The organism is uncultured Algimonas sp., from assembly GCF_947498175.1.
In the GTDB taxonomy this organism is placed as follows: Bacteria; Pseudomonadota; Alphaproteobacteria; order Caulobacterales; family Maricaulaceae; genus Litorimonas.
Map to the genome: position 1 here is coordinate 1 of NZ_CANMJB010000018.1, position 24,192 is coordinate 24,192.

17 protein-coding genes are annotated in these 24,192 nt (G+C 63.4%); 5 read left to right on the plus strand and 12 right to left on the minus strand.

Annotation, left to right across the window (positions count from 1 at the left end):
• From Q0718_RS13555 to Q0718_RS13585, 7 genes are all read right to left on the minus strand, one after another.
• Positions 1 to 260: GTP-binding protein (locus tag Q0718_RS13555; RefSeq protein WP_298919093.1), on the minus strand; the 260-nt coding region annotated here is incomplete at its 3' end.
• Between the two features lie 68 nt (positions 261 to 328).
• Positions 329 to 2,413 carry an elongation factor G gene (gene fusA, locus Q0718_RS13560; RefSeq protein ID WP_298919096.1) on the minus strand — a complete coding sequence of 695 codons (2,085 nt, stop codon included), beginning with the start codon at positions 2,411 to 2,413 and terminating at the stop codon, positions 329 to 331.
• Between the two features lie 58 nt (positions 2,414 to 2,471).
• Positions 2,472 to 2,942 (minus strand): 30S ribosomal protein S7, encoded by a 471-nt coding sequence (gene rpsG / locus Q0718_RS13565; protein WP_298919099.1) that lies wholly within the window; start codon positions 2,940 to 2,942, stop codon positions 2,472 to 2,474.
• A 14-nt stretch (positions 2,943 to 2,956) separates the two neighbouring features.
• Positions 2,957 to 3,328, minus strand: a complete 372-nt coding sequence (gene rpsL, locus Q0718_RS13570) for a 30S ribosomal protein S12 (RefSeq protein ID WP_298919102.1) — start codon at positions 3,326 to 3,328, stop codon at positions 2,957 to 2,959.
• Between the two features lie 319 nt (positions 3,329 to 3,647).
• Positions 3,648 to 4,442: a hypothetical protein gene (locus Q0718_RS13575; protein WP_298919105.1), complete on the minus strand. Its 795-nt coding sequence runs from the start codon at positions 4,440 to 4,442 to the stop codon at positions 3,648 to 3,650.
• Positions 4,442 to 5,845 (minus strand): hypothetical protein, encoded by a 1,404-nt coding sequence (locus tag Q0718_RS13580; RefSeq protein WP_298919108.1) that lies wholly within the window; start codon positions 5,843 to 5,845, stop codon positions 4,442 to 4,444. The genes Q0718_RS13575 and Q0718_RS13580 overlap by 1 nt, the downstream gene beginning before the upstream one ends.
• Positions 5,846 to 5,853: 8 nt before the next feature.
• Entirely contained in the window at positions 5,854 to 7,881 is a 2,028-nt protein-coding gene (locus Q0718_RS13585) for an N-6 DNA methylase (protein ID WP_298919110.1), read from the minus strand.
• A 689-nt stretch (positions 7,882 to 8,570) separates the two neighbouring features.
• Here Q0718_RS13585 and Q0718_RS13590 point away from each other — a divergent pair.
• Entirely contained in the window at positions 8,571 to 9,512 is a 942-nt protein-coding gene (locus Q0718_RS13590; RefSeq protein WP_298919113.1) for a tyrosine recombinase XerC, read from the plus strand.
• A gap of 177 nt (positions 9,513 to 9,689) precedes the next feature.
• Positions 9,690 to 11,753, plus strand: coding sequence for a collagen-like protein (locus Q0718_RS13595; protein ID WP_298919116.1), 2,064 nt, complete (start codon positions 9,690 to 9,692; stop codon positions 11,751 to 11,753).
• A gap of 21 nt (positions 11,754 to 11,774) precedes the next feature.
• On the opposite strand, the gene Q0718_RS13600 is transcribed toward Q0718_RS13595, so the two are convergent.
• Positions 11,775 to 12,374 (minus strand): HD family hydrolase, encoded by a 600-nt coding sequence (locus Q0718_RS13600; protein WP_298919119.1) that lies wholly within the window; start codon positions 12,372 to 12,374, stop codon positions 11,775 to 11,777.
• A 13-nt stretch (positions 12,375 to 12,387) separates the two neighbouring features.
• The gene (locus tag Q0718_RS13605; RefSeq protein WP_298919122.1) at positions 12,388 to 14,034 is read right to left on the minus strand and encodes an AbgT family transporter; all 1,647 of its coding nucleotides are present in this window, start codon (positions 14,032 to 14,034) and stop codon (positions 12,388 to 12,390) included.
• Positions 14,035 to 14,248: 214 nt separating this feature from the next.
• Between Q0718_RS13605 and Q0718_RS13610 the strand changes: the two genes are divergently transcribed.
• Together Q0718_RS13610 and Q0718_RS13615 are read left to right on the plus strand one after the other, a co-directional pair.
• On the plus strand, positions 14,249 to 16,474 hold the full coding sequence (locus Q0718_RS13610; RefSeq protein WP_298919125.1) for a M3 family metallopeptidase: 2,226 nt from the start codon (positions 14,249 to 14,251) through the stop codon (positions 16,472 to 16,474).
• Positions 16,475 to 16,604: 130 nt separating this feature from the next.
• Positions 16,605 to 17,519 (plus strand): hypothetical protein, encoded by a 915-nt coding sequence (locus Q0718_RS13615; RefSeq protein ID WP_298919128.1) that lies wholly within the window; start codon positions 16,605 to 16,607, stop codon positions 17,517 to 17,519.
• A 381-nt stretch (positions 17,520 to 17,900) separates the two neighbouring features.
• Here the strand turns inward: Q0718_RS13615 and Q0718_RS13620 are convergent, their stop codons facing one another.
• Positions 17,901 to 20,324 carry a DNA translocase FtsK 4TM domain-containing protein gene (locus tag Q0718_RS13620; RefSeq protein ID WP_298919131.1) on the minus strand — a complete coding sequence of 808 codons (2,424 nt, stop codon included), beginning with the start codon at positions 20,322 to 20,324 and terminating at the stop codon, positions 17,901 to 17,903.
• Positions 20,325 to 20,472: 148 nt separating this feature from the next.
• Between Q0718_RS13620 and Q0718_RS13625 the strand changes: the two genes are divergently transcribed.
• Entirely contained in the window at positions 20,473 to 21,684 is a 1,212-nt protein-coding gene (locus Q0718_RS13625) for an FAD-dependent monooxygenase (RefSeq protein ID WP_298919134.1), read from the plus strand.
• Here the strand turns inward: Q0718_RS13625 and recF are convergent.
• Together recF and dnaN are read right to left on the minus strand one after the other, a co-directional pair.
• Positions 21,673 to 22,794, minus strand: coding sequence for a DNA replication/repair protein RecF (gene recF, locus Q0718_RS13630; RefSeq protein ID WP_298919137.1), 1,122 nt, complete (start codon positions 22,792 to 22,794; stop codon positions 21,673 to 21,675). The two genes, Q0718_RS13625 and recF, sit on opposite strands and share 12 nt — an antisense overlap.
• Before the next feature lie 158 nt (positions 22,795 to 22,952).
• Complete coding sequence (gene dnaN, locus Q0718_RS13635) at positions 22,953 to 24,056, minus strand: DNA polymerase III subunit beta (protein ID WP_298919140.1); 1,104 nt, start codon at positions 24,054 to 24,056, stop codon at positions 22,953 to 22,955.
• Positions 24,057 to 24,192: the final 136 nt, after the last annotated feature.

The window sequence follows — 24,192 nt, forward strand, 5'->3', positions numbered from 1 at the left end:
ATGTTCTTGACGTAGTCGGCGTGGCCGGGGCAGTCGACGTGGGCGTAGTGACGCGCGTCCGTCTCGTACTCCACGTGAGCGGTCGAGATCGTGATCCCGCGGGCCTTCTCTTCCGGCGCGCCGTCGATCTGGTCATAGGCCTTGAAGTCACCAAAATACTTGGTGATCGCCGCCGTCAGCGTCGTCTTGCCGTGGTCCACGTGACCGATCGTGCCAATGTTGGCATGCGGCTTCGTGCGCTCGAACTTTTCCTTGGCCATGTGAGGCTCCTCTTACTCTTTGTTCGTGTCTGTTTAGGGTCGCGCAAAGCGACCTATTGATGAAGCGACTATGCGCCGCCCTGTTTGCTGATGACTTCGTCCATCACGGCCTGCGGGGTCGCGGCGTAATGGTCGAAGACCATGGTGAATTGCGCGCGGCCCTGGCTCTTGGAGCGCAGGTCGTTGACGTAGCCGAACATGTTGGCCAGCGGCACCATCGCATTGATGACGTTGGCGTTGCCGCGCATTTCCGTGCCTTCGATCATGCCCCGGCGGGAGTTCAGATCGCCGATCACATCGCCCATATATTCGTCGGGCGTGACCACTTCGACCTTCATGATCGGTTCGAGCAGCTTGATGCGGCCTTCCGTCTTGATTTCGCGGAAGGCGGCGCGAGCCGCGATCTCGAACGCCATGACCGACGAGTCGACGTCGTGATACGCCCCGTCATACAGCTCGGCCTTGAAGTCGATGACCGGGAAACCCGCCAGCAGGCCGGTTTCGGCCATGCTCCGGATGCCCTTCTCGACGCCCGGAATATATTCGCGCGGCACGTTGCCGCCGACGACCGAGTTTTCGAAGACGATGCCTTCGCCCGGCTCCAACGGCTCGAACTTGATCTTGACGCGACCGAACTGACCCGACCCGCCCGACTGCTTCTTGTGGGTGTAGTCGATGTCGACCGGCGCGGCCAAGGCTTCGCGATAGGCCACTTGCGGCTGACCGATATTGGCTTCGACGCCGAATTCGCGCTTCAGACGATCCACGAGGATGTCGAGGTGCAATTCGCCCATGCCGGCCATGATGGTCTGGCCGGATTCGTGGTCGGTCGAGACGCGGAAGGACGGATCTTCGGCGGCCAGACGTTGCAGGCCGATGCCCAGCTTCTCCTGGTCGGCCTTGGACTTCGGCTCCACAGCAATCTCGATCACGGGATCGGGAAACTCCATGCGCTCCAGGATGACCGGATTGGATGTGTCGCAGAGCGTATCGCCCGTCGTGGTGCCCTTCAGGCCGGCCACGGCGATGATGTCGCCGGCATAGGCTTCCTGGATGTCCTCGCGGTCATTGGAGTGCATCATCATCATGCGGCCGACGCGCTCCTTGCGCTCCTTGACGGAGTTCAGCAGCGTCGTGCCGGTTTCCAGCTTGCCGGAATAGATGCGGCAGAAGGTCAGCGTGCCGACGAACTTGTCGTTCATGATCTTGAAGGCCAGCATAGAGAGCGGCGCATCGTCGGACGCCGGACGCGTCGTCTCCTCGCCGGTCTTGGCATCGACGCCCTTGATGGCCGGAATGTCGAGCGGGCTCGGCAGATAGGCCACGACGGCGTCGAGCAGAGGCTGCACGCCCTTGTTCTTGAACGCCGTGCCACAGAAGACGGGCACGACCTTGTTGGCGATGGTCGCGGCGCGGACCAGACGCTGGATCGTGTCCACGTCGGGCATTTCGCCTTCGAAATACTTTTCCATCACGGCGTCGTCCATCTCGGCGACCGCCTCGATCAAAGCCGTGCGATATTCCTCGGCCTTGTCCTTCATGTCGTCCGGAATTTCGACCGTGTCGTATTTGACGCCCAGCTCGGCATCGTCCGGATAGATGTAGGCCACGTTCTTGACCAGATCGACCACGCCTTGGAAATTATCCTCGGACCCGATCGGCAGCTGCATTTCCAGCGCGTTCCCGCCCAGGCGGTCCTTCACGGACTGCACGGAATTGTAGAAGCTCGCCCCGATCTTATCCATCTTGTTGATGAAGATCATGCGCGGGACATTGTATTTGTCGGCCTGGCGCCAGACCGTCTCGGTCTGCGGCTCCACGCCCGCATTGGCGTCGAGCAGCGCGACCGCGCCGTCGAGCACGCGAAGGGACCGCTCGACTTCGATGGTGAAGTCCACGTGCCCGGGCGTGTCGATGATGTTCAGGCGCTTGTCCTTCCAGAAACAGGTCGTCGCAGCGGACGTAATGGTGATCCCGCGTTCCTGCTCCTGCTCCATCCAGTCCATCGTGGCCGCGCCGTCATGGACTTCCGCGATCTTGTGGTTCTTGCCGGTATAATAGAGGATCCGCTCGGTGCAGGTCGTCTTGCCCGCATCGATGTGGGCCATGATGCCGAAGTTGCGGTAGTCCTTGAGTTCGTATTCGCGTGCCATCTCAGGCTCCTCGAAAGATAAAGTGTGCGGGAACCGGGCCGCGGCCCGGACCGGATGATTACCAGCGGTAGTGCGAGAAGGCGCGGTTGGCCTCGGCCATCCGGTGCGTGTCTTCGCGCTTCTTCACGGCCGTGCCGCGATTGTTCGACGCGTCCAGCAGCTCGCCGGCCAGACGCTCGCGCATCGTGTTCTCGTTGCGGCCCCGCGACGCGCTCACCAGCCAGCGGATGGCCAGCGCCTGGCGGCGTTCCACCCGGACCTCGACGGGGACCTGGTAGGTCGCCCCGCCGACGCGGCGCGAGCGCACTTCGACGGACGGCTTGATGTTTTCCAACGCGTCGTGGAAGACGCGGATCGCTTCGGTCTTGGCCTTGTCCTCGACGATGTCGAGGGCGCCGTAGACGATGTTCTCGGCAGTGGATTTCTTGCCATCGAGCATGATGGCGTTCATGAATTTGGCGAGGACGAGATCCTGATATTTGGCATCGGGCAGGATTTCGCGTTTTTCGGCGCGGTGACGACGGGACATGTTTCTCTACCCTCTTATTTCGGACGCTTCGCGCCGTATTTCGACCGGCGCTGGCGGCGGTCTTTCACGCCTTGTGTATCGAGAACGCCGCGCAGCACGTGATAGCGCACGCCCGGCAAATCCTTCACCCGGCCGCCGCGGATCAGCACGACGGAGTGTTCCTGCAGATTGTGGCCTTCGCCCGGAATGTAGGACAGGACTTCGAACCCATTGGTCAGGCGGACCTTGGCCACCTTGCGCAGGGCCGAGTTCGGCTTCTTCGGCGTCGTGGTGTAGACTCGGGTGCAAACGCCGCGCTTCTGCGGGCAGGCTTCGAGCGCGGGCACCTTGTTGCGCTTGCGCTTGTCTTTCCGGGGCTTCCGGATGAGCTGGTTGATCGTTGGCATCAAGCCGTCCTTGTTCTCGTTCGCGGGGGAGGCCGCATTGTTTAAGTCGCATTTATACCGCGCGGGGGAGGCCGCGCCTTGCCCCTCTCGGAGCCTTTCGCCCAGAAACGTCACCGCTCCTGCACAAAGCGCAGACGACCAGCCATCCCGTTCGGGAAAGCCGGAGCCTGCTTGAAAGAAAACCGGCCCGACGGCAGGTGCCAGCGGGCCAATCGTACTTCTGTTTTCGTCTCGGATGAGGTTTTTACGGCACCCCGCAGACAGCACACCCACCGACGCGCGGGCATATAGGCGGGCGATTCCGGGGCGTCAATGGGTGTCAGCCTATGCTACGCAGGAATCCTGTGACGATCTTATAGGCGGGTTCGAAACAGGCGAGCACTTGCTCGTCAGGATCCACCTCACCGTGGAGCAAGGCATTGCGCATCGCGTAGAGCGTCTCGACTAGGCCAGCCAAAAGGTCTTCGTTGGTACATTGGAAGTGCATCGTCGATACCTGCAAGTGTGGGCCGCCACCTTGTACAAGGTCCACCGTCGGACGCGGGTTGCAGCCGTCATAGAAAGCTCTGAGCCGAGTCTGTTGCGCTCCCGAAAGGTTGTTTATGAACTCGGGCAAGACATAAAGCGATGGCGGATCATATCGCTGCTGGGCGTGCGAAAACTTAGCGTTTCCATTGCTGATCGTCGTAACGGAAACTTCGATGCGCCCTCCATGTATCTTACGCGCCCGATAACGTTGCCCACTCTTGTCCATATGGTCGTCTTGCAAATGATTTGGAGCGATGCATACTTCTCTGAGTGACACACGTTCTACACGCCCTCTCGGTCTGACCTCCCAATGGATTTTGTCCAACTGCCGTTGAAGGTCGCAGATGGCCTGCTTTAGCCTCTCTGCATCGGCAGTCGTGTTGTTGTCTCGTAACAGAGGCAAAACCCGGCGGCGTAGCCGACTGTTGTTATTACGGATTGCAAAGTTGAGCATGTCACGCTCTCGCGACTGTCCGCTATCGTGGCGATACCATGCGTTGAACGCAGCCCATGCCTTAACGAATGGCCCGACATAGTCGATTTCTGCCCGTTCAAGCCAATCACGCGCATGTGGGGGCAGCGCCATTACTCCGCTCCCTCTGTTGCGTCGAGGTAAGCCAACGCGGCGTCTTCACCGTCTTCGATGGCGATCTCGACGGCTCGCCTAGCGGCTTCAAGGAATTGGCGGGCCTTATGGCGCGCCGCGAAGCCTTGCTGTACGATAGTTGTGATTTGGTTAGAAACATCGGCCACAGCGTCCGGCACAGGGATAGACAATAAATCGCGTTCGCTGAAACGCGGGTGCTGTGATCCATCCTGACACCATTTAAGAATATTCTGTGTCGGCGCCGCACGCAGGAATACCATAAGAGTTTCGGGCGAGATGCCGGTTTGCCCCACCTTGGGACGGAGCACGATAAACTCCGACGACCCGACTGACGGCATGTCGTCGCCAGTGCGCACTACGGCTACTTCTCGTAGGTATGCCCGCAATCGGGATATGGCGACGTCACCATCCTTGAAACTTTTCTTAACGCTGCCAATCTCGCTGGCAGTCTGTGGCTCTTTCTCGAAATTCAGCAATGGAACAAGCGCGTCGGTAAGATTGTAGTTGCGCACGAGCTTCTCGGGTTGCGCGCGACTGGGCACAAACATATCGCGGATGCTATCCACGCGGTCGCCAAGTGGCCTCCCCGGAAGCGTGGCGAGCGATTGCCTGACCTGTTCTTTGGCAGGCATGAAGTATTGCGCATCCAACCGCCCGGCGGCGAAGGCGTCACTGGCGCGGGCGGCGTAGCTGAGCGGTTCCGGCGGCGTCCAGTCCGCCAGGCCTAATGTTTCGAGTAGCCTTTCTTCGGCCTTGGCTAGTGCAGCATAGGAGGCACGATGCAGAACCCATTGCCTTGCGTAGAATGCCGATATCCTATCTTGGAACGCTTTCGAGAAATTTGGAATAAGAATTCTATCAACGTCATTCGGGTACAAATGCAGCTGACCAGTAGCGCCAGTGACGTACCTTTCGATCTGGGCTTGACCAAAATGGCTCTCTAGGAATGCTGCGACACAAGCCGCTGAAAAGTTGTTAACCCTTACAACCGTCACCTCGGAAACCGTTGCAAACTCACCATCATTTCGAAATAGCTGCACCTTTCCGATGGAGCCTTGCCCTATTGAAGATATCAATATGTCCTCTGTTCGGACGAAGAAGGCATCAGAACGGGCTGAGCTACGCAGCAGCCCCGCTGGTTGAAAACTATTCGAGATATCTCCAGACCGAATTACGGGAAAAATGCCTTCATCATCATAAGGGATGTTTTTTCCTTTAAGCGGCCTAGGCGTTAAGTCTGAGACACGCAAATGGTCCAGCGCGGCGATTTTCTGTATAACTTCAAGAGCTGCCCGGTTCTGGAACTGAGCATCGAGCCTAAGCTTTGGGTTCTCCTTGGATAGATCATTTACTGCGACAATTGAGGCCTCAAGCCCCTCCAACAGTGCGCTCAGGCGGTCACTGTCGAAGGGGCGAGGCGAAAAAAACTGAACTGCTCCTGCGCCGCGAACTCTTGGAAGGCTTCGGCGATCCCGTCCTGTGTCATCCCCTCGTGATTGTAGAGGTCATGGGCAACGATAAAATGCCCGTGCGTGTCTCGCATGAGGGTTCCGTCATCGCGGCGCACGTAAACCTTCTCGCCGGAATTGTTTACGCTTTCCACCTGTTGTGTAGCGAAAAAGATGTTATAGTCGTGCACCTTCGGACATAGCGGCCCTGCGGCGGGATCGTCGTTCCATTTCTGCACGAACAATACGCTAGTCTTTGTGTTGGTATGAGGTTTGAAGGTGTTGGGGTGAAGCCCCACCACGGCAAGGATGCGACAACGTTCCATGATGAACTCCCGCACCCGCTGGTCGGACGAGTTGTTGAACCGACCCTGCGGCAGCACGACGGCCATGCGCCCACCCGGTTTCAGAAAGTCCAGATTGCGTTCGATGAACAGCAAGTCGCGACCCACTGCGCGTTCAAGTTTGCCATTCTTCTTATGCGCCAGGTCATAAGGTGATAGCATGTCGGACTGCTTAATATCGCCTGCAAATGGCGGGTTGGCCATCAGCACGTCATATCCAAACGACCGATAGCCCGTCTGACGCGGGTTGGCCCGCAATTTACGCAATCGTCGCCAGCCTTCGCCGTAGGTGTCGGACCATTCGTCCTGCTTCACCGTTTCGTCCCACTTGGTCCAATCCAGCGTGTTCAAATGCAGCACGTTCGTTTCGCCGTCGCCTGCAATCAGGTTGAGACAACGCGACACGCGCACGGACTTTTCATCAAAATCGATGGCGAATACCTTGTCGCGCACATAGTCCTCACAACGCGGTGGCTTCTGGTCCATCGTGAACAGATGGCTCTCTTCCATTCCCATGTCCGCGATGATCTGCCGCCAGACATGGAACATGGTGTGCACTGTGAATCCCGCCGATCCGCATGCCGTGTCGATCACGGTTTCATGCTCCTGCGGATTGAGCATCTTCACGCACATGTCGATGACCCAGCGCGGGGTGAAATATTGCCCCTTCTCGCCCTTCGACGATTTATTCACGAGGTATTCGAAGGCGTCATCGATCACGTCGAGATTGGAATTGAACAGCTTCCATTCTTCAAGTGATCCGACGCAGACTTGCAGGTGATCTGGTGACAGGCGGATACGTTCGTCTTCAAGGAAAACACCGGGCCATTTGCGCTTGGCTTCGTCGAACAGGTCTTGAATGGCGCGCTTCAATTGCGCAGCGGTGTTGGTGTTGCGGAAGCGGAGGTAGGGGTGTTGGCCGCGATGTGTGGCCATTTCGTCGTATAACTTCGTGAAGATCAGCTTGAAGACTTCTTCGAAAACATCAACGCCAGCGTTGGCCAGCACTTCATTTTCCATGTCCACGATCAAGTCGCGCAGCGAGCGGGCTTTCGTGCCTTCGCGCTCGCGTTCAGTCTCTTTGTCGATCAGGGTTTGAATGGTCCACGGTTGATCGACGATATCCTCAATCGTCTGTGCCGCTCGTGGAAGATGGTGAATGGGGACGAAGTAGTTTGGGTTCTTACGGTGCCAGACTTCGGCCAGAATACCGTTGCTCCATACCGCCAAAGGGGCGCCGGTTGCGTGGGTGTAGGATCGCAGTTGTTCTTTGCCGTTTCGTAGCTTGGCAGACTTCACTTCAATGATGATGTACGGCACCGTTGGGCGGTCCGCGTCGAAGACAACGATATCGGCACGCTTTGACGTGTCACGTCCGAATGTGATGGGGTACTCAACTTGAATACGGGATGGGGCATAGCCGTATTGGTCAATGAGCCGAGCAACCCAAAGCTGGCGCGTGCGCTCTTCGGGCTTTAACTGGACAGCTTTGTTGCGGACAAGGCAGTTGACGTAGCTTGTTGGCTTGCCCCGGACCTCACGCATTTCACTCCGGCTATCGAGTGCGTTGTTTTCCTCTTCTGAGAAAAGAACGAACTCGCTAAACTCATTGGTGACTTTGCTCATGGTTGCCCATTCATGTTATTAGCGGCGCTGGGGCCATTGCTATTTGGCGCCTGTCGTAACCGACCAACTACTCACCCACAAAGGGCAACTACAAGATTTTGCGGCCTATTACCTGCGCCCTCATTGCGACAGGTCTCGCGCGGCAATCTGAAGGATAGCGGATTCTTTTTGCCGAGATAGACTGGCTATCCGCGCCATCCCCGTTAATCCCCCGCCCCATCCACATTTATCCGCGCCGCAATCCCTTACTCCATCTGCCTCCCCGCAAAATCAATCCGCGGGAATGAAAAATCGTATTCCGCCTGTCCGGAAAGCCGTGTATCTTCCTACTCGTTCGCTGCATGCACGGGAGGAGTACGACTGCCTGGATGTTAGCGGACGGGAGCGAGGCCCGGGCGGGTCCGGCGGTGCGAAAAACGGTATTGTCTTTTCCCTGTCCATCGCCGGGCAGGGCCCGCGCCCCGTGCCACCCGAAAAGGGAAACGGGACACGACATGAGACCTTTGCCGGGCCAGGCCGCCCGGTCGCACCTGAAGGCATGGGCGCTGGAACGACGGATGCCGGAACGGACCAGGCCCGCTCGCGGCCGGACGCCTCACCCGGCGCCGCAAGGAGCCGGGCCGCGTCGCGGCCGGTCGTTTCGAAAGTCCCTTGTCTGTTTGTTTACGCTGTTGTCGCACGCTCACCGCGTGAGCGCCGTCCCCGACATATCCGCCGCCGAAGTGCGCGCGGTCTTTCTCGATCACCTGTCGGGCGAGCGGCGGCTGTCGCCCCGGACCGTCGAGGCCTATGGGCGCGACATCCGCGATTTCCAGGCCTTCCTGTCCGCCCATCTGGGCGAACCGGGCGGGCTGCGCGCGCTCGCAGGACTCGGCGCGTCGGACTTCCGCGCCTATCTGGCCTTCCGGCGCCGGGACGGCCCGGACGGCGACGCGCTGGGATCGGCGTCGGTCCAGCGGCTGCTCTCGGCGCTGCGCACCTTCTACCGCTATCTCGAACGGCGCTGGGACGTGTCCAACAGTGCCGTCGCCCTGATCAAGGGCCCGCGCGGCAAGCGGCCCGTGCCCAAGGCGCTGTCCGTGCCGGGCGCGACGGAGTTGGTCGCCGCCGGGTCCGCAGACGGTGCCGACGGCTGGGTCGAGGCGCGCAATGCCGCCGTCCTGTCGCTGGCCTACGGCGCCGGGCTGCGCATGGGCGAAGTGGTCGGGTTGACCACCGACATATTGCCGCTCGGCGATGCGTTGGTCGTGACCGGCAAGGGCGGCAAATCGCGGCTGGTGCCGATCCTGCCGGTCGTGCGCGCGGCGGTGATGCGCTACGCCGACCTTTGCCCGCATGCGCTCGCCCCGGCGCAACCGCTCTTCCGGGGCGTGCGCGGCGGGCCGCTGCAGGCGCGCCTCATCCGCGCAGAGGTCCAGCGGCTGCGCGGCGCGCTCGGCCTGCCGGAGAGCGCCACGCCGCACGCGCTGCGCCACAGTTTCGCGACGCACCTGCTCGCGGGCGGCGGGGACCTGCGCACCATCCAGCAGCTGCTCGGCCATGCCAGCCTGTCCACGACGCAGCGCTATACGGACGTCGATGCGGCGCGGTTGAAGGCCGTTCACGCGGCGGCGCATCCGCGCGGGCGGTAGGCGGCGACTATTGGAACCATGGCGCCAGACCATGTAGCCCCGGAGAGGTTTGGCCTGGAATAAAATGCAATAAAAGCTTCACGGCGCCAACACCGAAACTTCAACGATCTGGCAACCGACCGTCACAAATCGGCATCACCTAGCGACCACGTCGATCTCGCAACCAAGGTGAGCAGGATGCTTAAGCGAAGTTTCACGACGGCCGCCTTGGGCGCGCTGGTCTTCACGGGTCTGTCCGGATGCATCGATGACGGCAATGACGGCGCGCCGGGCGCTCAAGGCGCCCAGGGCGTGCAGGGTCCGCAAGGCGAAACGGGTCCGGCGGGACAGGACGCCACGGCCTATGTCCATGTCGGCCCGTTCTTCAAGGACAACACGCAGATCCTCAGCGATCCGGTGCTGACCGGTCCGGGCGAGACCGAGGTCAGCGTCGTCTGGTACACGACCTTCGAGGGCGGCGCGAATGCCGTCGTGTTCGGCGACGAACTGGACCAGACCGTCCCCGCGACCACGACCGTCATGTCGCAGATGTTCGAGGATGCAGGGTCCGATTTGCCCTTCAACCGCTCGGTCGGCGAACCGCGTACTGGCGAGGCCGTGGTCGAGCAGACCATCTACCGCCACGAAGCGCGGGTCACGGGTCTGGAACGCAACCGCCGCACGCCCTATTACGCGGTCTCGACGATCAACGGCGCGGACTTCAAGAGCCAGGTCTTCACGCTGCAGCCGCTGCCGACCGCAGACCATCCGGTGAAAATGCTGATCACGTCCGACCAGCAGAACCGGGCCATGTCGCCGGCCAACTTCCAGAAGGTCGTGGAGACGGTCGGCCAGGTCGATGCGGTCCTGTTCGCGGGCGATTTCGTCGATACGCCGAACCGGGCGTCGGAATGGTTCTACCGGGGCACGGACAACCGCCCGCCCTTCTTCCCGGCCTTCCAGGGCACCTATGACCGCATCGCGCCCAATTACGGCTACAAAGGTGGCGCGATCCTGCAACATGCGCCGGTCTTCGGCACGATCGGCAATCACGAAAGCCCCGGCATCTTCGACCGGACCAAGTCGCTCGGCGCGCAGGACAACAATCCGCAGCCACGCTGGTATGCGGCCTTCAAGTGGGACCAGTTGACGGACGCGGAACGCCAAGCCACCGGCCTGACGCGCGACCAATATGTCCGCCAGAACTCCTACGACCACGTGACCTATTACGAGATGTGGAACCTGCCGGAGAATGCGGTCGCAGGCGAAGACCCGGAGAATTTCTATGCGACGCGCTACGGCAATGTCTCGCTGATTTCGATGAACGTATCGCGCGTCTGGCGGAACTGGAACAATGGCCTGACCGACACGAACACCAATCCCGGCAAGTTCGGCGAGCCGATCCCGACGGTCAACGATCTCGACACGTGGGGCTTCGGCGACATGTTCTTCGGCGACTATTCGCCCGGCTCGGCCCAGCGCCAATGGCTCGGCGAGCAGCTTGCGTCGACAGATGTCTCGGGCGCACCATTCCGGGTCGTGCTGACCCACCAGTCCATGCACGGCTATGGCGACAACGTCATTCCCGTGATGGCCAATCCGGAAGCCACGATCACCTTCACCGATGGCACGCCGACCATCGTCACGACCTTCCCGGCGTCCGACACGGTCTGGGCCGCGATCGTGGATGCGTCCGAGCGCGGCGTCATCGAACGCGTGCGCTACGACTATGAGCGCGAAGACGACCTCTGGCTCGGCGTCGAGGCCGAACTGTTGCAGGCCGACGTCGACCTTGTCGTGTCCGGACACAGCCACGTCTGGTCGCGCACCTTCGTCGAGGGCGGCGGCAAGGTTCTGAACTATCTGGAAACGTCCAATGTCGGAAACAGCTTCGGACCCTTCGCCGGCCCGAACAACCGGGTGACTTGGGCGCGGAACTTCTATCCCGACCCCGACACGAACGACACGGCCGACAACAGCTTCTGGGACCCGGCGGACTATCCCCGCGTCGGCGACAGCCAGGGCCGTCCGGACGTGCTGCCCTCCATGCTGACGAGCAGCGTCGACTTCATGCGCCAAGTCGAAGGCGCGACCAAGGACCTGCCCTATCTCAGCTCGAACAAGTTCACGGTCTTCACCATTCTCGACTCAGCCGAGGGCACGGTGAAGTCCTACGCCCACGAGTTCGACTTTCCGTCCAACCCGGCGCGGCTCGTGGACTGCTTTCCGCTGGATTCGACGGCCAGCCCCAACCCCTGCTGAGGTGGGAAGAGGCCGATACGGTCATTCCATGGCCCGCTCGAGTCCGCGGAAGCGTTCCAGAAACGCCGCCTCCGCCTCAACCACCGGCTTTGGATCGATCTCGACCCGCACCCCATCCGGCGGATGGATGAAGAACGCATCCGCCTCGCTTTCGGTGAAGCCCGCGATCTGCGTCGCTTCGAACCAGGCGCAGATCACGTCGCAACGCTTGATCTTCTTCTTCAGGCGCGGCGGGGTCGGCGCGGTCAGGCCGAAGCGGCGATTGACGGCCATGTCGAGCCGCGCCTCGACGGACCTGTAATCGCCGCCCAGAACGGCCTTGAACGGGCTGATCATGTCGCCGACCACATATTCCGCCGCGTCGTGCAGCAGCGCGGTCATCCGGTCAGGGGCGGAGGCCTTGGGATAGAGGATCTCGAACAGGTCCAGCACGACGACGCTGTGCTCGGCCACGGAGAACGCATGATCGCCGGACGTCTGTCCGTTCCAGCGCGCGACCCGCGCCAGACCGCGGGCGATGTCCTCGATCTCGATATCGAGCGGGCTGGGGTCGAGCAGGTCCAGCCGTCGCCCCGACAGCATGCGCTGCCAGGCGCGAGGGGCCCGTGACCGGCCGCTCATGGGGTCCAGCCGCTCATGGGGTATAGTAGGTCGTCGCGCCGGGTCCGACCGGTAGCCCCAGACCGAAGGTCCAGAGCACGAAGAAGCCGGTCCAGAGGATCAGGAAGAAGATCGTGTAGGGCAGCATGATCGCAATCAGCCCGCCGACGCCGAGGTCCCGATCGTAGCGCGCCGCCCAGGCGAAGATGAGGCCGAAATAGCTCATCATCGGCGTTATGATGTTGGTCGATGAATCCCCGATCCGGTAGGCGGCCTGGATCACTTCGGGGGAATAGCCGACGAGCATCAGCATCGGCACGAAGATCGGCGCCGTCACCGCCCATTGCGCCGACGCCGATCCCAGCGACAAATTGATGACAGCGCACATCAGGATGAACATGACGAAGACGAGCGGACCGGACAGGCCGGTCTCCTTGATGAACTCCGCACCCGACACGGCGAAGATCGCGCCCAGATTGGTCCAGCCGAAAAAGGCCACGAACTGCGCGGCGAAGAAGACCAGAACGATATAGAGGCCGAGCGAGGCGAGCGCATCGGACATGCCGTCGATCACGTCCCGGTCCGTCTTCATGGTTCCGACGACCCGGCCATAGGTATAGCCGAGCACCATGAAGAAGATCAGGATCCAGACGACGAAGCCATCGAAGAACGGGCTGTCCATCGCATCCTGCGTCAGGGGATCGCGCATGACGCCCCAACCGGGAATGAACTCCCCACCGATGGCAAGTGACGTTCCTGGAAGAACGAGGCCGCCTCGCGGCAACATCGTGAAGGCCATCACGCCCAGAACGCCGAGCAGTGCCACTCCGGCCCAGCGCAGGCCCTTTTTCTCAAGCGGCGAGACTGCATCCATCATGGACTTGTCGAGCACGGCTTCCTCGGCGCGCGAAGAATCGTATTTCCCCAGCTTCGGTTCGACGATGTAGATGGTCACCAGCGAGCCGATCGTCGTGATCAGGAAGGTGGAGGCGACCATGAAATACCAATTGTCCGTCGCGATGACGGAATAGGTCGGGTCGATCAGCTGCGCCGCCTCCTCCGTGATGCCAGCAAGAAGCGGATCGATCGTCCCGATCAGCAGGTTCGCGCTATAACCGCCCGACACGCCAGCGAAGGCCGCCGCCATGCCCGCCAACGGATGGCGGTCCAGCGCATAGAAGATGGCGGCCGCCAGCGGGATCAGCACGACATAGCCGACTTCCGACGCTGTATTGGAGATGATGCCGGCAAACACGATCGCGACGGTGACGAGATGTTTCGGCGCCCCCAGCACCATGGATCGCACAGCGGCCGAGAGCAGGCCCGACTTCTCCGCCACGCCGACGCCGATCATGGCGACCAGCACGACGCCGAGCGGGGCGAAGTCGGTGAAATTGTCGACCAGATTGACGAAGATGCGGCGCAGCCCGTCGCCGTTCATCAGGCTGACCGTCCGGATCATGCCGTCCTCGGCCACGCCGGCCGCGCCGGCCGGACGCGGATCCTCGACGGCCAGACCCATCCAGCCGAATAGGCCGGACAGCACCACGATCCCGGCCGCGAGGACGGCGAATAAGGTCACCGGATGCGGCAGCAGATCGCCGAGCCATTCGACCCCGTCGAGAAAGCGGGTAAACGCGTTGCGCTTTTGTGTCTTCGTCTGAGCCGGACTGTCGCTCATGGTTTTCGTCTCCGTGACCGCACGCGCGCCCTTTGGGAGTGGTCCGGGGGATTGGCCGGACCGGGCAAACCCTTCCCCTTTGCGCAAGGCCCGGCCGTGTCAAGCATTCCGGCGCGATGGACCCCGCGGTGACGAAAACGTCATGGCAGCGACGTTGACGATATCTGAACGCCCGTTAAGGTTATTCAATCACAGACAATCGAAAAGGTTTCCGATGCCTCGACCTGCCCAGACGCTCTTGCCTGCCCCCCAGCCGTTCCTGCTGGTCCCGAAGACATTGCGCGGCGCCTTGATGTCGGCCTGCGCCGCTCTGGCCGTGACGGCGCTCTCGCCGACCGCCTTCGCCCAGGCGACGACACCCGGCGCGGCGCAGATGGCGGACAATCCCTTGCTGGCCGAGTGGGACACGCCCTTTGGCGCGCCGCCGTTCGACCGGATCGAGGCGGACCATTTCATTCCCGCCTATGAGCGCGGCATGGCGCTGCACAAGGCCGAGATCGAGGCGATCGCGTCCAACACCGCGGCCCCGACCTTCGACAACACCATCGTCGCGCTGGAACGTGCCGGGACCGAGCTGAGCCGTGTCGGCCGAACCTTCGGCGCCATCGCCGCCTCGGCCACGAACGACGAGATCCGCGACATCCAGAGCACCATGTCGCCGCGCTTGGCTGCCCATAGCAGCGCGATCTTTCTCGATGAGGACCTGTTCGCGCGGGTCGACAAGCTGCAGCAGGACGCCGGTCGGCTGACCCTGAACGACGAACAGGCGCGCGTGCTCGAACGCACTCATAACCGTTTCGTGCGCGCCGGTGCGCGGCTGGAAGGCGCGGACCGCGCCCGTCTGGCCGAAATCACGGAATCGCTGGCCTCGCTCTACACGGCCTTCAGCCAGAATGCGCAGAAGGATGCCGAGGAATTCGCGCTCGTGCTGGACAGCGATGCCGACAAGGCGGGCCTGCCCGATTCCGCGCTGAGCGCGGCAGCCCAGGCGGCAACCGACCGGGACATGGACGGCCAGCATGTCGTCACCCTGGCCCGGTCGTCCTTCGAGCCCTTCATGACCTTCTCCCCGCGCCGCGACCTGCGCGAGCGCGTGTTCAAGGCGTGGACGAACCGCGGCGACAACGACAATGACTATGACAATGAGGAGACGATCCGGCAGATCCTCCAGCTGCGCCTCGAACGTGCCAACCTGCTCGGCTACGAGAACTTCGCCGCCTTCCGCACCGCCAACACCATGGCCGGCACGCCCGAGGCCGCGCACGACCTGCTGAGCGAAGTCTGGGAAGGCGCGCTCGCCAAGTTCGAGCAGGAGGAAGACCAGATCCGCAAGGCCATGGCCGATGCGGGCGCGACCCATGCGCTGGAACCGTGGGACTGGTGGTATTATGCCGACAAGGCGCGGGCGGACCTCTATGATCTCGACGAGGATGCGGTGAAGGCGCACCTTTCGCTCGATAACATCATCGAGGCCCAGTTCGCGGTCGCCAACCGCCTGTTCGGCGTGAACTTCACGGAACGCGACGACATTCCCATCTATCATCCGGATGTGCGCGTCTGGGAGATGACGGACGCCGACGGCGAGGCGATTGGGCTGTTCTACGGCGACTATTTCGCCCGGCCCGGCAAGCGGTCCGGCGCCTGGATGAGCGCGCTGCGCACCCAGCACAAGCTGGACGGCGAGGTGCTGCCGCTGATCATGAACAATTGCAACTACAACAAACCCGCCCCGGGCGAACCTGCGCTGGTGTCGATGCGCGAGGCCGAAGTGGTGTTCCACGAATTCGGCCACGCCCTGCACGGCCTGCTGTCGGATGTGACCCACCCGTCCATTTCCGGCACGGCGGTGGACTTCGATTTCGTTGAATTCCCGGCGCAGATCTATGAGCATTGGATGCGCGACGAGGCCGTGATCCGCGAGTTCGCGACCCATTACGAGACCGGCGAACCCATGCCCGCCGCGCTGCTTGAGAATATGCGCAAGGCCGCCAACGCCAAATCCGGCTTCAGCAATGTGGAATTCATCGCGTCGGCCTTCGTCGATCTGGCCTATAACCGCATCACCGATCCGGACATGATCGCCGGGCTCGACGTCAATTCCTTCGAGGACGGCGTGCTGGCGCAGGCCGAGATGCCGCACGCCATCGAGATGCGTCACCGCTCGCCCCATTTCCGCCATTCATTCGCGGGCGAACTCTATGCCGGGGGCTACTACACCTATATGTGGGCCGGCGTGCTCGACAATGACGGCTACGCCGCCTTCGAGGAAGCGGGCGATCCATTCGATCCGGAGCTCGCGAAGAAGCTCTACGACAACGTCTTTTCCGCCGGCAACAGCCGTCCCGCCATGGAGGCCTACACCGCCTTCCGCGGTCGCGAACCGAGCGTGGAGCCGCTGCTGACGAACCGGGGGCTGAACGTCGCCAAGCCGGAGATGTAGGACGCTTTTTTCTCTTACAGAAAATCGTATGGCGTTTAATGCAAGACAAGTTCTGCCTTATGCGTAGAAGTAGGGTCCGGAGATGGCGGTCGACAGACGGTTTGTGCGCTCTGGGATGATTGCGGCTTGCATGACGGCTCTGGCGGCATGCGGCGCACCTCCGACTGAAACGCAGAATGCTCCGCAGGCGACTGCGGAGTGCCGCATCGATGCGGACGCTCGCATTCCCTGGTCGGATTGGCGGCCCGAAGACGACGTGTCCGGCACGGCGATCTTCGACTATTCGGGATGCAGCAAGCGGCTGGTGTTCATCGCGGCCGAACATGAGAACGACCCGGCCAGCGACACGTTCGCCGCCGTTCGGCAAATGATCGCGGGCGACCCCGACCTTGTTCTGATCGAGGGCGTGCCCGCCCAACGCGGCAGGAACTACCAGCCCGTGCTCGACCATGCCGCGCGCGTCGAGGCAACCCCCGGCGACAATGAGTCGATGCTCGCCGCGCGCCTGTCCGATGCGCGCGGCATCCCATTCGTCGGCGCCGAACCCCGTGACGACGCCGTGCTGGATTATGCGCTGGAAAACGGGGTGAGCGAAGTGGAGCTGATCGGCTTCTATGTGCTGCGCCAACTGCCGCAGATGGCCCGGTCCGGAGAGGTCGACAGCGTGGACGGCCCCGACATGGCTGCAGCCATCGAGGATCTCGTGCCCTATTTCGCCGATGAAACCGGCCTGGACCGTGAGGCGGTCGCGGACATCGACACGCTGCCGGAGTTCCAAGAGTGGTATGCGGGCTTCAACGACCGTTCTTTCGACGAGGTGCTGGACATGCGCGACAGTGTTCCCAGCGCGAGTCTTCCCGACCCGGCGCGGTCCAATTTCATTTCCGATATCGTGGCGGATGCGAGGGACGATTTCATTCTCGCACGCATCGAGGACGCGCTGGACGCCCACGACCATGTGCTGATCGTCTATGGCGGGTCCCACCAAACGGTCCAGGATCCCGCCCTTCAAGCTGCCTTCGGTGCGCCGACGCGGCTGCGATAGGGCGCGGTTTTAGAACGTTTCCCCTTCCGTCACGTGTGCTTCGCCCGTCGTGCCACCTCCCCCGCCCGGGGGAGGGATTTGGGAGGCGCGTTCCCCCACTTAATTTCGTCATCGCACGGCTCGACCGTGCGATCCATGCGGCTGGCTCCGTGCTTCCGCCTCGTGGATGGCACAGTCGAGCTGTGCCATGACGGTATAGAGAGATGTGGCCTTCCACTCATCCGCTCAGGCCGGCTCGACCGACCTGTCCATATCCCGAGGGTTCGTTCGTGAAAGGGCGTTGCGACGGGCATTTCGCCGCTGCGCGGCGGTCCGCTCGCAGCGTTCGCGGCATCCCGCTATTTTCGATCAGCGGTCGAAAATTCCGGCTTCGCCGGACCGCTAAAATGCCTCGCTCTCCGGCAGGAAGATCTCCCGCTTGCCGCCGCTCCCGGCCTCGCCGATCATGCCTTCCTGTTCCATGCGGTCGATCAGGTCGGCGGCGCGGTTGTAGCCGATGGACAGTCTGCGCTGGATGTAGCTGGTCGAGGCCTTGCGGTCGTTGGCGACGATGGCCACGGCCTGGTCGAAGAGCGAGCCGCCTTCCGAGCCGCCGCCAGCCTGCGTCGGATCGCTCGGCGCCTCTTCGTCGGGCTCGTTGGTAATGTCGTCGAGATAGGCCGGCGTACCTTGGGCGCGCACGAAATTGGCGACGCGTTCGACTTCGGCGTCCGACACGAAAGGTCCGTGGTAACGTTTCGGGCCGGACGTGCTGAGGAACAGCATGTCGCCCTTCCCGAGCAGCTGTTCTCCGCCCATTTCGCCCAGGATGACCCGGCTGTCGATTTTCGACCCGACGCGGAAGCAGACCTTGGTGGGAAAGTTGGATTTGATCGTGCCGGTGATGACGTCGGTCGACGGCCGCTGCGTCGCGACGATCAAGTGGATGCCCGCCGCCCGCGCCATCTGCGCCAGACGCTGGATCGAGCCTTCGATATCCTTCTTCGCCACCATCATCAGGTCGGCCATCTCGTCGATGATGACGACGATATAGGGCATGGGCTCGAATTCGAACTCCTGCGTCTCGAAGACGGGCTCGCCCGTTTCGTGGTCGAAGCCGGTCTGGACCGTCTTGGACAGGGTCTCGCCGGACGCCTTGGACTCGGCGACCTTCTGGTTGAAGGCCTCCATGCCGCGCACATTGACCTGGCTCATCTTGCGGTAACGGTCTTCCATCTCCCGCACGGCCCATTTCAGGGCGACGACGGCCTTCTTCGGTTCCGTCACGACCGGCGCCAGCAGATGCGGCGCGCCGTCATAGACGGACAGTTCCAGCATCTTCGGATCGATCATGATGAACTTGCATTCGTCGGGCGTCAGCTTGCTCATGAGCGACAGGATCATGGCGTTCACCGCCACCGACTTGCCGGATCCGGTCGTGCCGGCGACAAGCATGTGCGGCATCGAAGCGAGGTCCGTCACGAAGGGCTGGCCGCCAATGTCTTCGCCCATGACGAGGGGCAGGCGCGCATCGGACTTCTGGAAGGCGTCGCTGTCCAGCATGTCGCGCAGCCAGACCGTTTCGCGCTTGCGGTTGGGCATTTCCACGCCCAGCGCGTTGCGGCCCGGCACGACGGCGATCCGCGCGGACTGCGCGCTCATGTTGCGGGCGATGTCGGACGCCAGATTGATGACGCGGGAGGATTTCACGCCGGGCGCGGGTTCGAATTCGAACATGGTGACGACCGGGCCGGGACTGACATCGCCCATTTCCCCTTCGACGCCGTAATCGCCCATGACGCGGTGCAGCTGGTCGCTCTGGCGCTGCAGCATGGTTTCGTCGCGCACGGTGGAGCGCGGCGGCGGCGCGTTGAGCAGCTCCGGCGTCGGCAGGACGAAGCCGGTCGCGTCGGAGAAGTCGAAGGCCGGCTGGCCGCGCTTGGGGCTGACCATCTTGCGCGCCATGGGTTTGGATTTGGGTTTGGATTTCGGTTTGGGCTTGACCGGCGGCGCGGCGGGCGGCGCCTCCCCGATCGATTCCTCGATCGCCTGCGGCGCGTCTGGGATCGTGCGCACGACCGGGGCCGCACCCGCGATTTCGACCTCGTAATTGCGTCGGAAGATGCGGTCCAACCACGCCGCCGCCTTGTCCAACCCGACCCGGAGATAGGCCCAGACCAGCCCGGCCGCGTCGATGATGTCCACCACGTCCCGGCGGACCACGCCCAGATGCCGCGCCAGACAGACGCCGAAGCCGAGAAAGGTGACCAGCGCCACGATGCCGCCCGAAAACGGCAGACCCGTCCTGTCGAGCCAGGACTTCATGCCCAGATGCATCAGATCGCCGAACCAGCCGCCAAGACCGGCGCCCATGGGCCAGCTTTGCGGGATCGGGAATGCCGACAGGGTCGCGGCACCCATCAGCACCGCGCCGACGAAGATCAAGGCGCGTCCCGCCCGGTCGGACCGGGTCTGGACCCGCGCCTTGCCGCGCAGGATGCGGCGCAGGCCGGACCAGACGGCCAGCCCGCCCGCCAACAGGCCCGCCAGACCCATCGTCTGCATGAGGATGTTGGCCAGCCAGGCGCCCGGCGCGCCGAGCCAGTTCGAAACGCCGCCGACCCCGGCCGTGTCGGCCGTCCCGTCGAACGGCGAATAGCTGCCTTGCGCCATCAGGATCAGCGCTCCCAGCGCAATCATGGCCAGAGCGCCGACCGCGCGTTTCCACGCGCTGGCCTGATCCTGAGTGACGGCATCCATCATCGCCTGAATCGCTTCGGGCGTATATTCCTCGTAGGGGGCGGTGGCGGAAGGCGGCGGGCTCATGTCGATCCGGATGGCTGGCGGTATGGGTTAACGAAGTGTGACGCGAACGCGTAAAGGCGGAGTTAAGGCCGCCCATCCGGACTGTGGACGAATTGCCGCCCGCATATGCGCCTTTTCAAGCCGGGTCCGCGCGATTAGGGCACATGCCATGTCGGCGACGCAAAATTGGACGGATCGGATCGCGGTGGTCGGTGCAGGCCTGTCGGGCCTGCTCGCCGCCCTCGCTTTATCGGACGAAACGCACGGCCCGGGCCGCGACGTCGTGCTGATCGATGCGGGCGACATCGATCGGCCGGCCCGCGACGGCCGCATCACCGCCCTCACCCCGTCGGCCCTGCGCCTGCTCGCGCGTCTCGGGATCTCGGATCTGGACGCGACGCCGGTCACGGCCATGCGCGTCGGCGAAGGTGATGCCGATACGCCCTGGCAGTTCGAATTGCCCGAACGGCCCGACGACCCCTTGGCGCTCAACGTCGAAAACGAAGCGCTCCGCCATGCCCTGCTTGCGGAGCTCCGCGCACGCGGCATCCCGCTGCGCGGCGGGCTGCGCGCCGACAGCCTTTCCCAGGACGGTCCGGCCGAGCTGGGCCTGAGCGACGGCACGGCTCTGACGGCGTCGCTCATCGTGGCGGCCGACGGGCGCAACAGCGCGCTGCGCCGCATGGCGGGCCTGTCCGTCTCGCGGTCGGATTACGGCCAGCACGCGCTGGTCACGACCGTGACCCACGCCGAGCCGCATGACGGCATCGCCCTGCAGCGTTTCCAGCCTGTCGGCGCGGTCGCGTCGCTGCCACTCGCCACGGTCGATGGACACCACCGGTCCCAGATCGTCTGGTCCGACCGGCCCGGCGCGGTGCAAGCCGCCTGCGCCCTGCCCGATGACGCCTTGGCCGCGCTGATCGACGAACGCCTCTGGAGCGCGCTGGACGTCACGGGCATCGACACCGAGGTGCAGAGCTACCCGCTGATCGGCTTGCGCAGCGAGGCCCTGTCTCGCGACCGCGTCGCCCTCGTCGGCGATGCGGCGCGCGTCATTCATCCGCTGGCTGGCCAGGGGTGGAACCTGGCCGTGCGCGATGTGGCCGCCCTGGTGCAGGGCGTGCGCGAGGCCGTGGAGACCGGTCAGGACATCGGCAAGGCCGGACTGCTGGGATATGAGCGCTGGCGCCGCGTGGACGAGACGCTTCTGGCCGCCGTGACCACCGCCTTGTCCGTTGCGCCCCGGCGCGGGCCGCTGTCGCTGATCGGCCATGCCCGGCGCGCGGCCTTCGCCGCCGTCGACGAAATCCCGTCCCTGCACGGGCTGATCCGTCGCGAAGCCGCCGGAGAAACGGGCGAGCGGCCGCCGCTACTGCGCTGAGGGGTCGACCGCTTCGACGCGGCCATCCGCCACTTCGAACCATTGCGCGCGGTCGCCGAAATCGGTGAACAGCGACCGGTCCGTTCCCGTCATGAAGACCTGCAGCCCCAGATCGATCAGCTCTTCGGACAGCGCGGCGCGGCGGGTCGCATCCAGATGGGCGGCGACTTCGTCCAGCAGCAGAACCGGCGAGCGCGTGACCTGCGCCCGCGCATGGGCCAGGATCAGCCCGATCAGCAGCGCTTTCTGCTCCCCGGTCGAACAGAGCACCGCATCCATGGCCTTGCCCGGATGCGTGACCTTGATCGTCGTCCGGTGTGGGCCGGTCAGGGAACGCCCGGCGCGCCGGTCGATCGGCCGGGTCTCGGCCAGCCTTTCGCGGAAATCGACTTCCGCATCGTCGCGGTAGACGCCGTCCGCGAGCAGATCCTCGACCGTGCCTTCGATCTCGATCCCGGCTTGCGGAAAGGCGGAGGCGTCGCGTTCGGCGATGGCTTCGCGCATACGCTCGACCGTATCGACGCGGGTCTTGGCGATCGCCGCGCCGCAAGCGGCCATGTCGGCTTCGAGCGCATCGTACCAGGAGGCGTCGGACACACCGTCCGACAGGAGGCGATTGCGTTCCGCCCGCGCCTTTTCGTAGCGCAGGCTGGCCACGCCGTGGCTGGGATCGAAAGCCAAGGCGAGCCGGTCGACGAAGCGGCGGCGGTCGCTCTCCGGGCCGGTGAACAGCCGGTCCTGCGCCGGGGTCAGCCACTGCACGGTCAGCAGGTCCGCCAGCTGCGCCGCCGTCGCGTTGGTCCGGTTGATGCGAACGATGCGGCGGCGCGGACTGTCCGGCAGCTGCCCGACCGAAATATGCGTGGTGTCCGACAGCGCGGCATTGATGCCCCAGGCGGGTGCGGTGCGACCGTCCTCGACCCGGGCCAGCGCGTCGATCCCCGCCCCGCGCAGACCGCGGCCCGGCGACAGGAGCGACACCGCTTCCATCAGGTTCGTCTTGCCCGCTCCGTTCGCCCCGAACAGCACGACCGGTCCGGGCGAGAGATCGAGGTCGAGCCGGTCATAGGAGCGGAAGTCGGTGAGACGGAGCGAGGCGAGCGAAGCCATCAGAACACCGGGCCGGGAGCGTCGTCGATCGATGGAAGCGCGTGAACTCGCCGCCGCTCGCCGTGCCGGCACCGCCCGGGCGGCAGACAACCGTCATGCCCGCTGTGCGGCGCGCCTTGCCCTCTTGCCGATGGGCGACCGCCCGGCAAGACGGCGCCTTACACTCTCAGCGGCATCAGCACAAAGAGTGCGTTCTCGTCGTCCGAGTCCGTGACCAGCGCCGGGGACGAGGCGCTTTCCAGCATGAAGGTCGCGTCCTGGCCCTCCACCTGTCCGGCGACGTCGAGAAGGTATTTGGCGTTGAAGCCGATTTCCATCGCGTCCGAATCGTAATTGACCGGCAGGTCTTCGTTCGCCTGTCCGGATTCCGGATTGTTGACCGACAGGGACAGGTTGGACTGGTCGAGGCTGAGCTTGACCGAACGGGATTTCTCCGCGCTGATGGTCGCCACGCGGTCCACGGCCGACGCGAAAACCTTGTTGTCGAGCACCAGCTCCTTCGTGTTGTTGCGCGGGATCACGCGCTCGTAATCCGGGAAGGTGCCGTCGATCAGCTTGGACGTCAGAACGACCGTACCGGTCGTGAACCGGATCTTGGACTCGGACACCGACACGGACACGTCTGTGTCCGATCCGTCGATCAGGCGGCGCAGTTCCGCCACCGTCTTGCGCGGCACGATGACGCCGGGCATGCCGTCGGACCCGCTGGGCAGATCCTGTTCGGCCAGGGCCAGGCGGTGCCCGTCGGTCGCCACGGCGCGCAGTTTGCCGTCGCGCGCGTGCAGATAGATTCCGTTGAGGTAATAGCGCGTCTCTTCCGTGCTGATCGCGAACCGCGTCTTGTCGATCAGGCGCGACAGGTCCGAGGCCGGCAGCGTGAAGTCGTGGGTGAAACCGTCCGCCGTCATCTTCGGGAAATCGCCCGACGGCAGCAGCGGCAGGGTGAAATGGGCCGGGCCCGCATCCACATCCAGCCGGTCGTCGGCATTGATCGTCAGCCGGACCTGCGCCCCGTCCGGAAGCTTGCGGACGATATCGTAAAGCGTATGGGCCGGCGCCGTGACATGGCCGGGCGCATCGACGCCGGCCTGAACGGACTCGGACACTTCGATGTCCAGATCGGTCGCCACCAGCGTCAGCCGGCCGTCTTCGCCGCCCATCAGCACGTTGGACAGGATCGGGATGGTGTTGCGCCGCTCCACCACGGACTGGACATGGGACAGGCCGGTGAGCAGCGCGTTGCGTTCGAGGGTGAGTTTCATGCAAGCGGCTTTAGCCACACTTGCCGCGCGTGAAAAGGGGGCGCGTGTGCGCAGCGTGGGGATAGCGGTCAGGCCAGCCACAGGCGGCCCTTTCCCGACGCCCATCCTCGTTTATTGCACAAACCTTCCGCGTCTT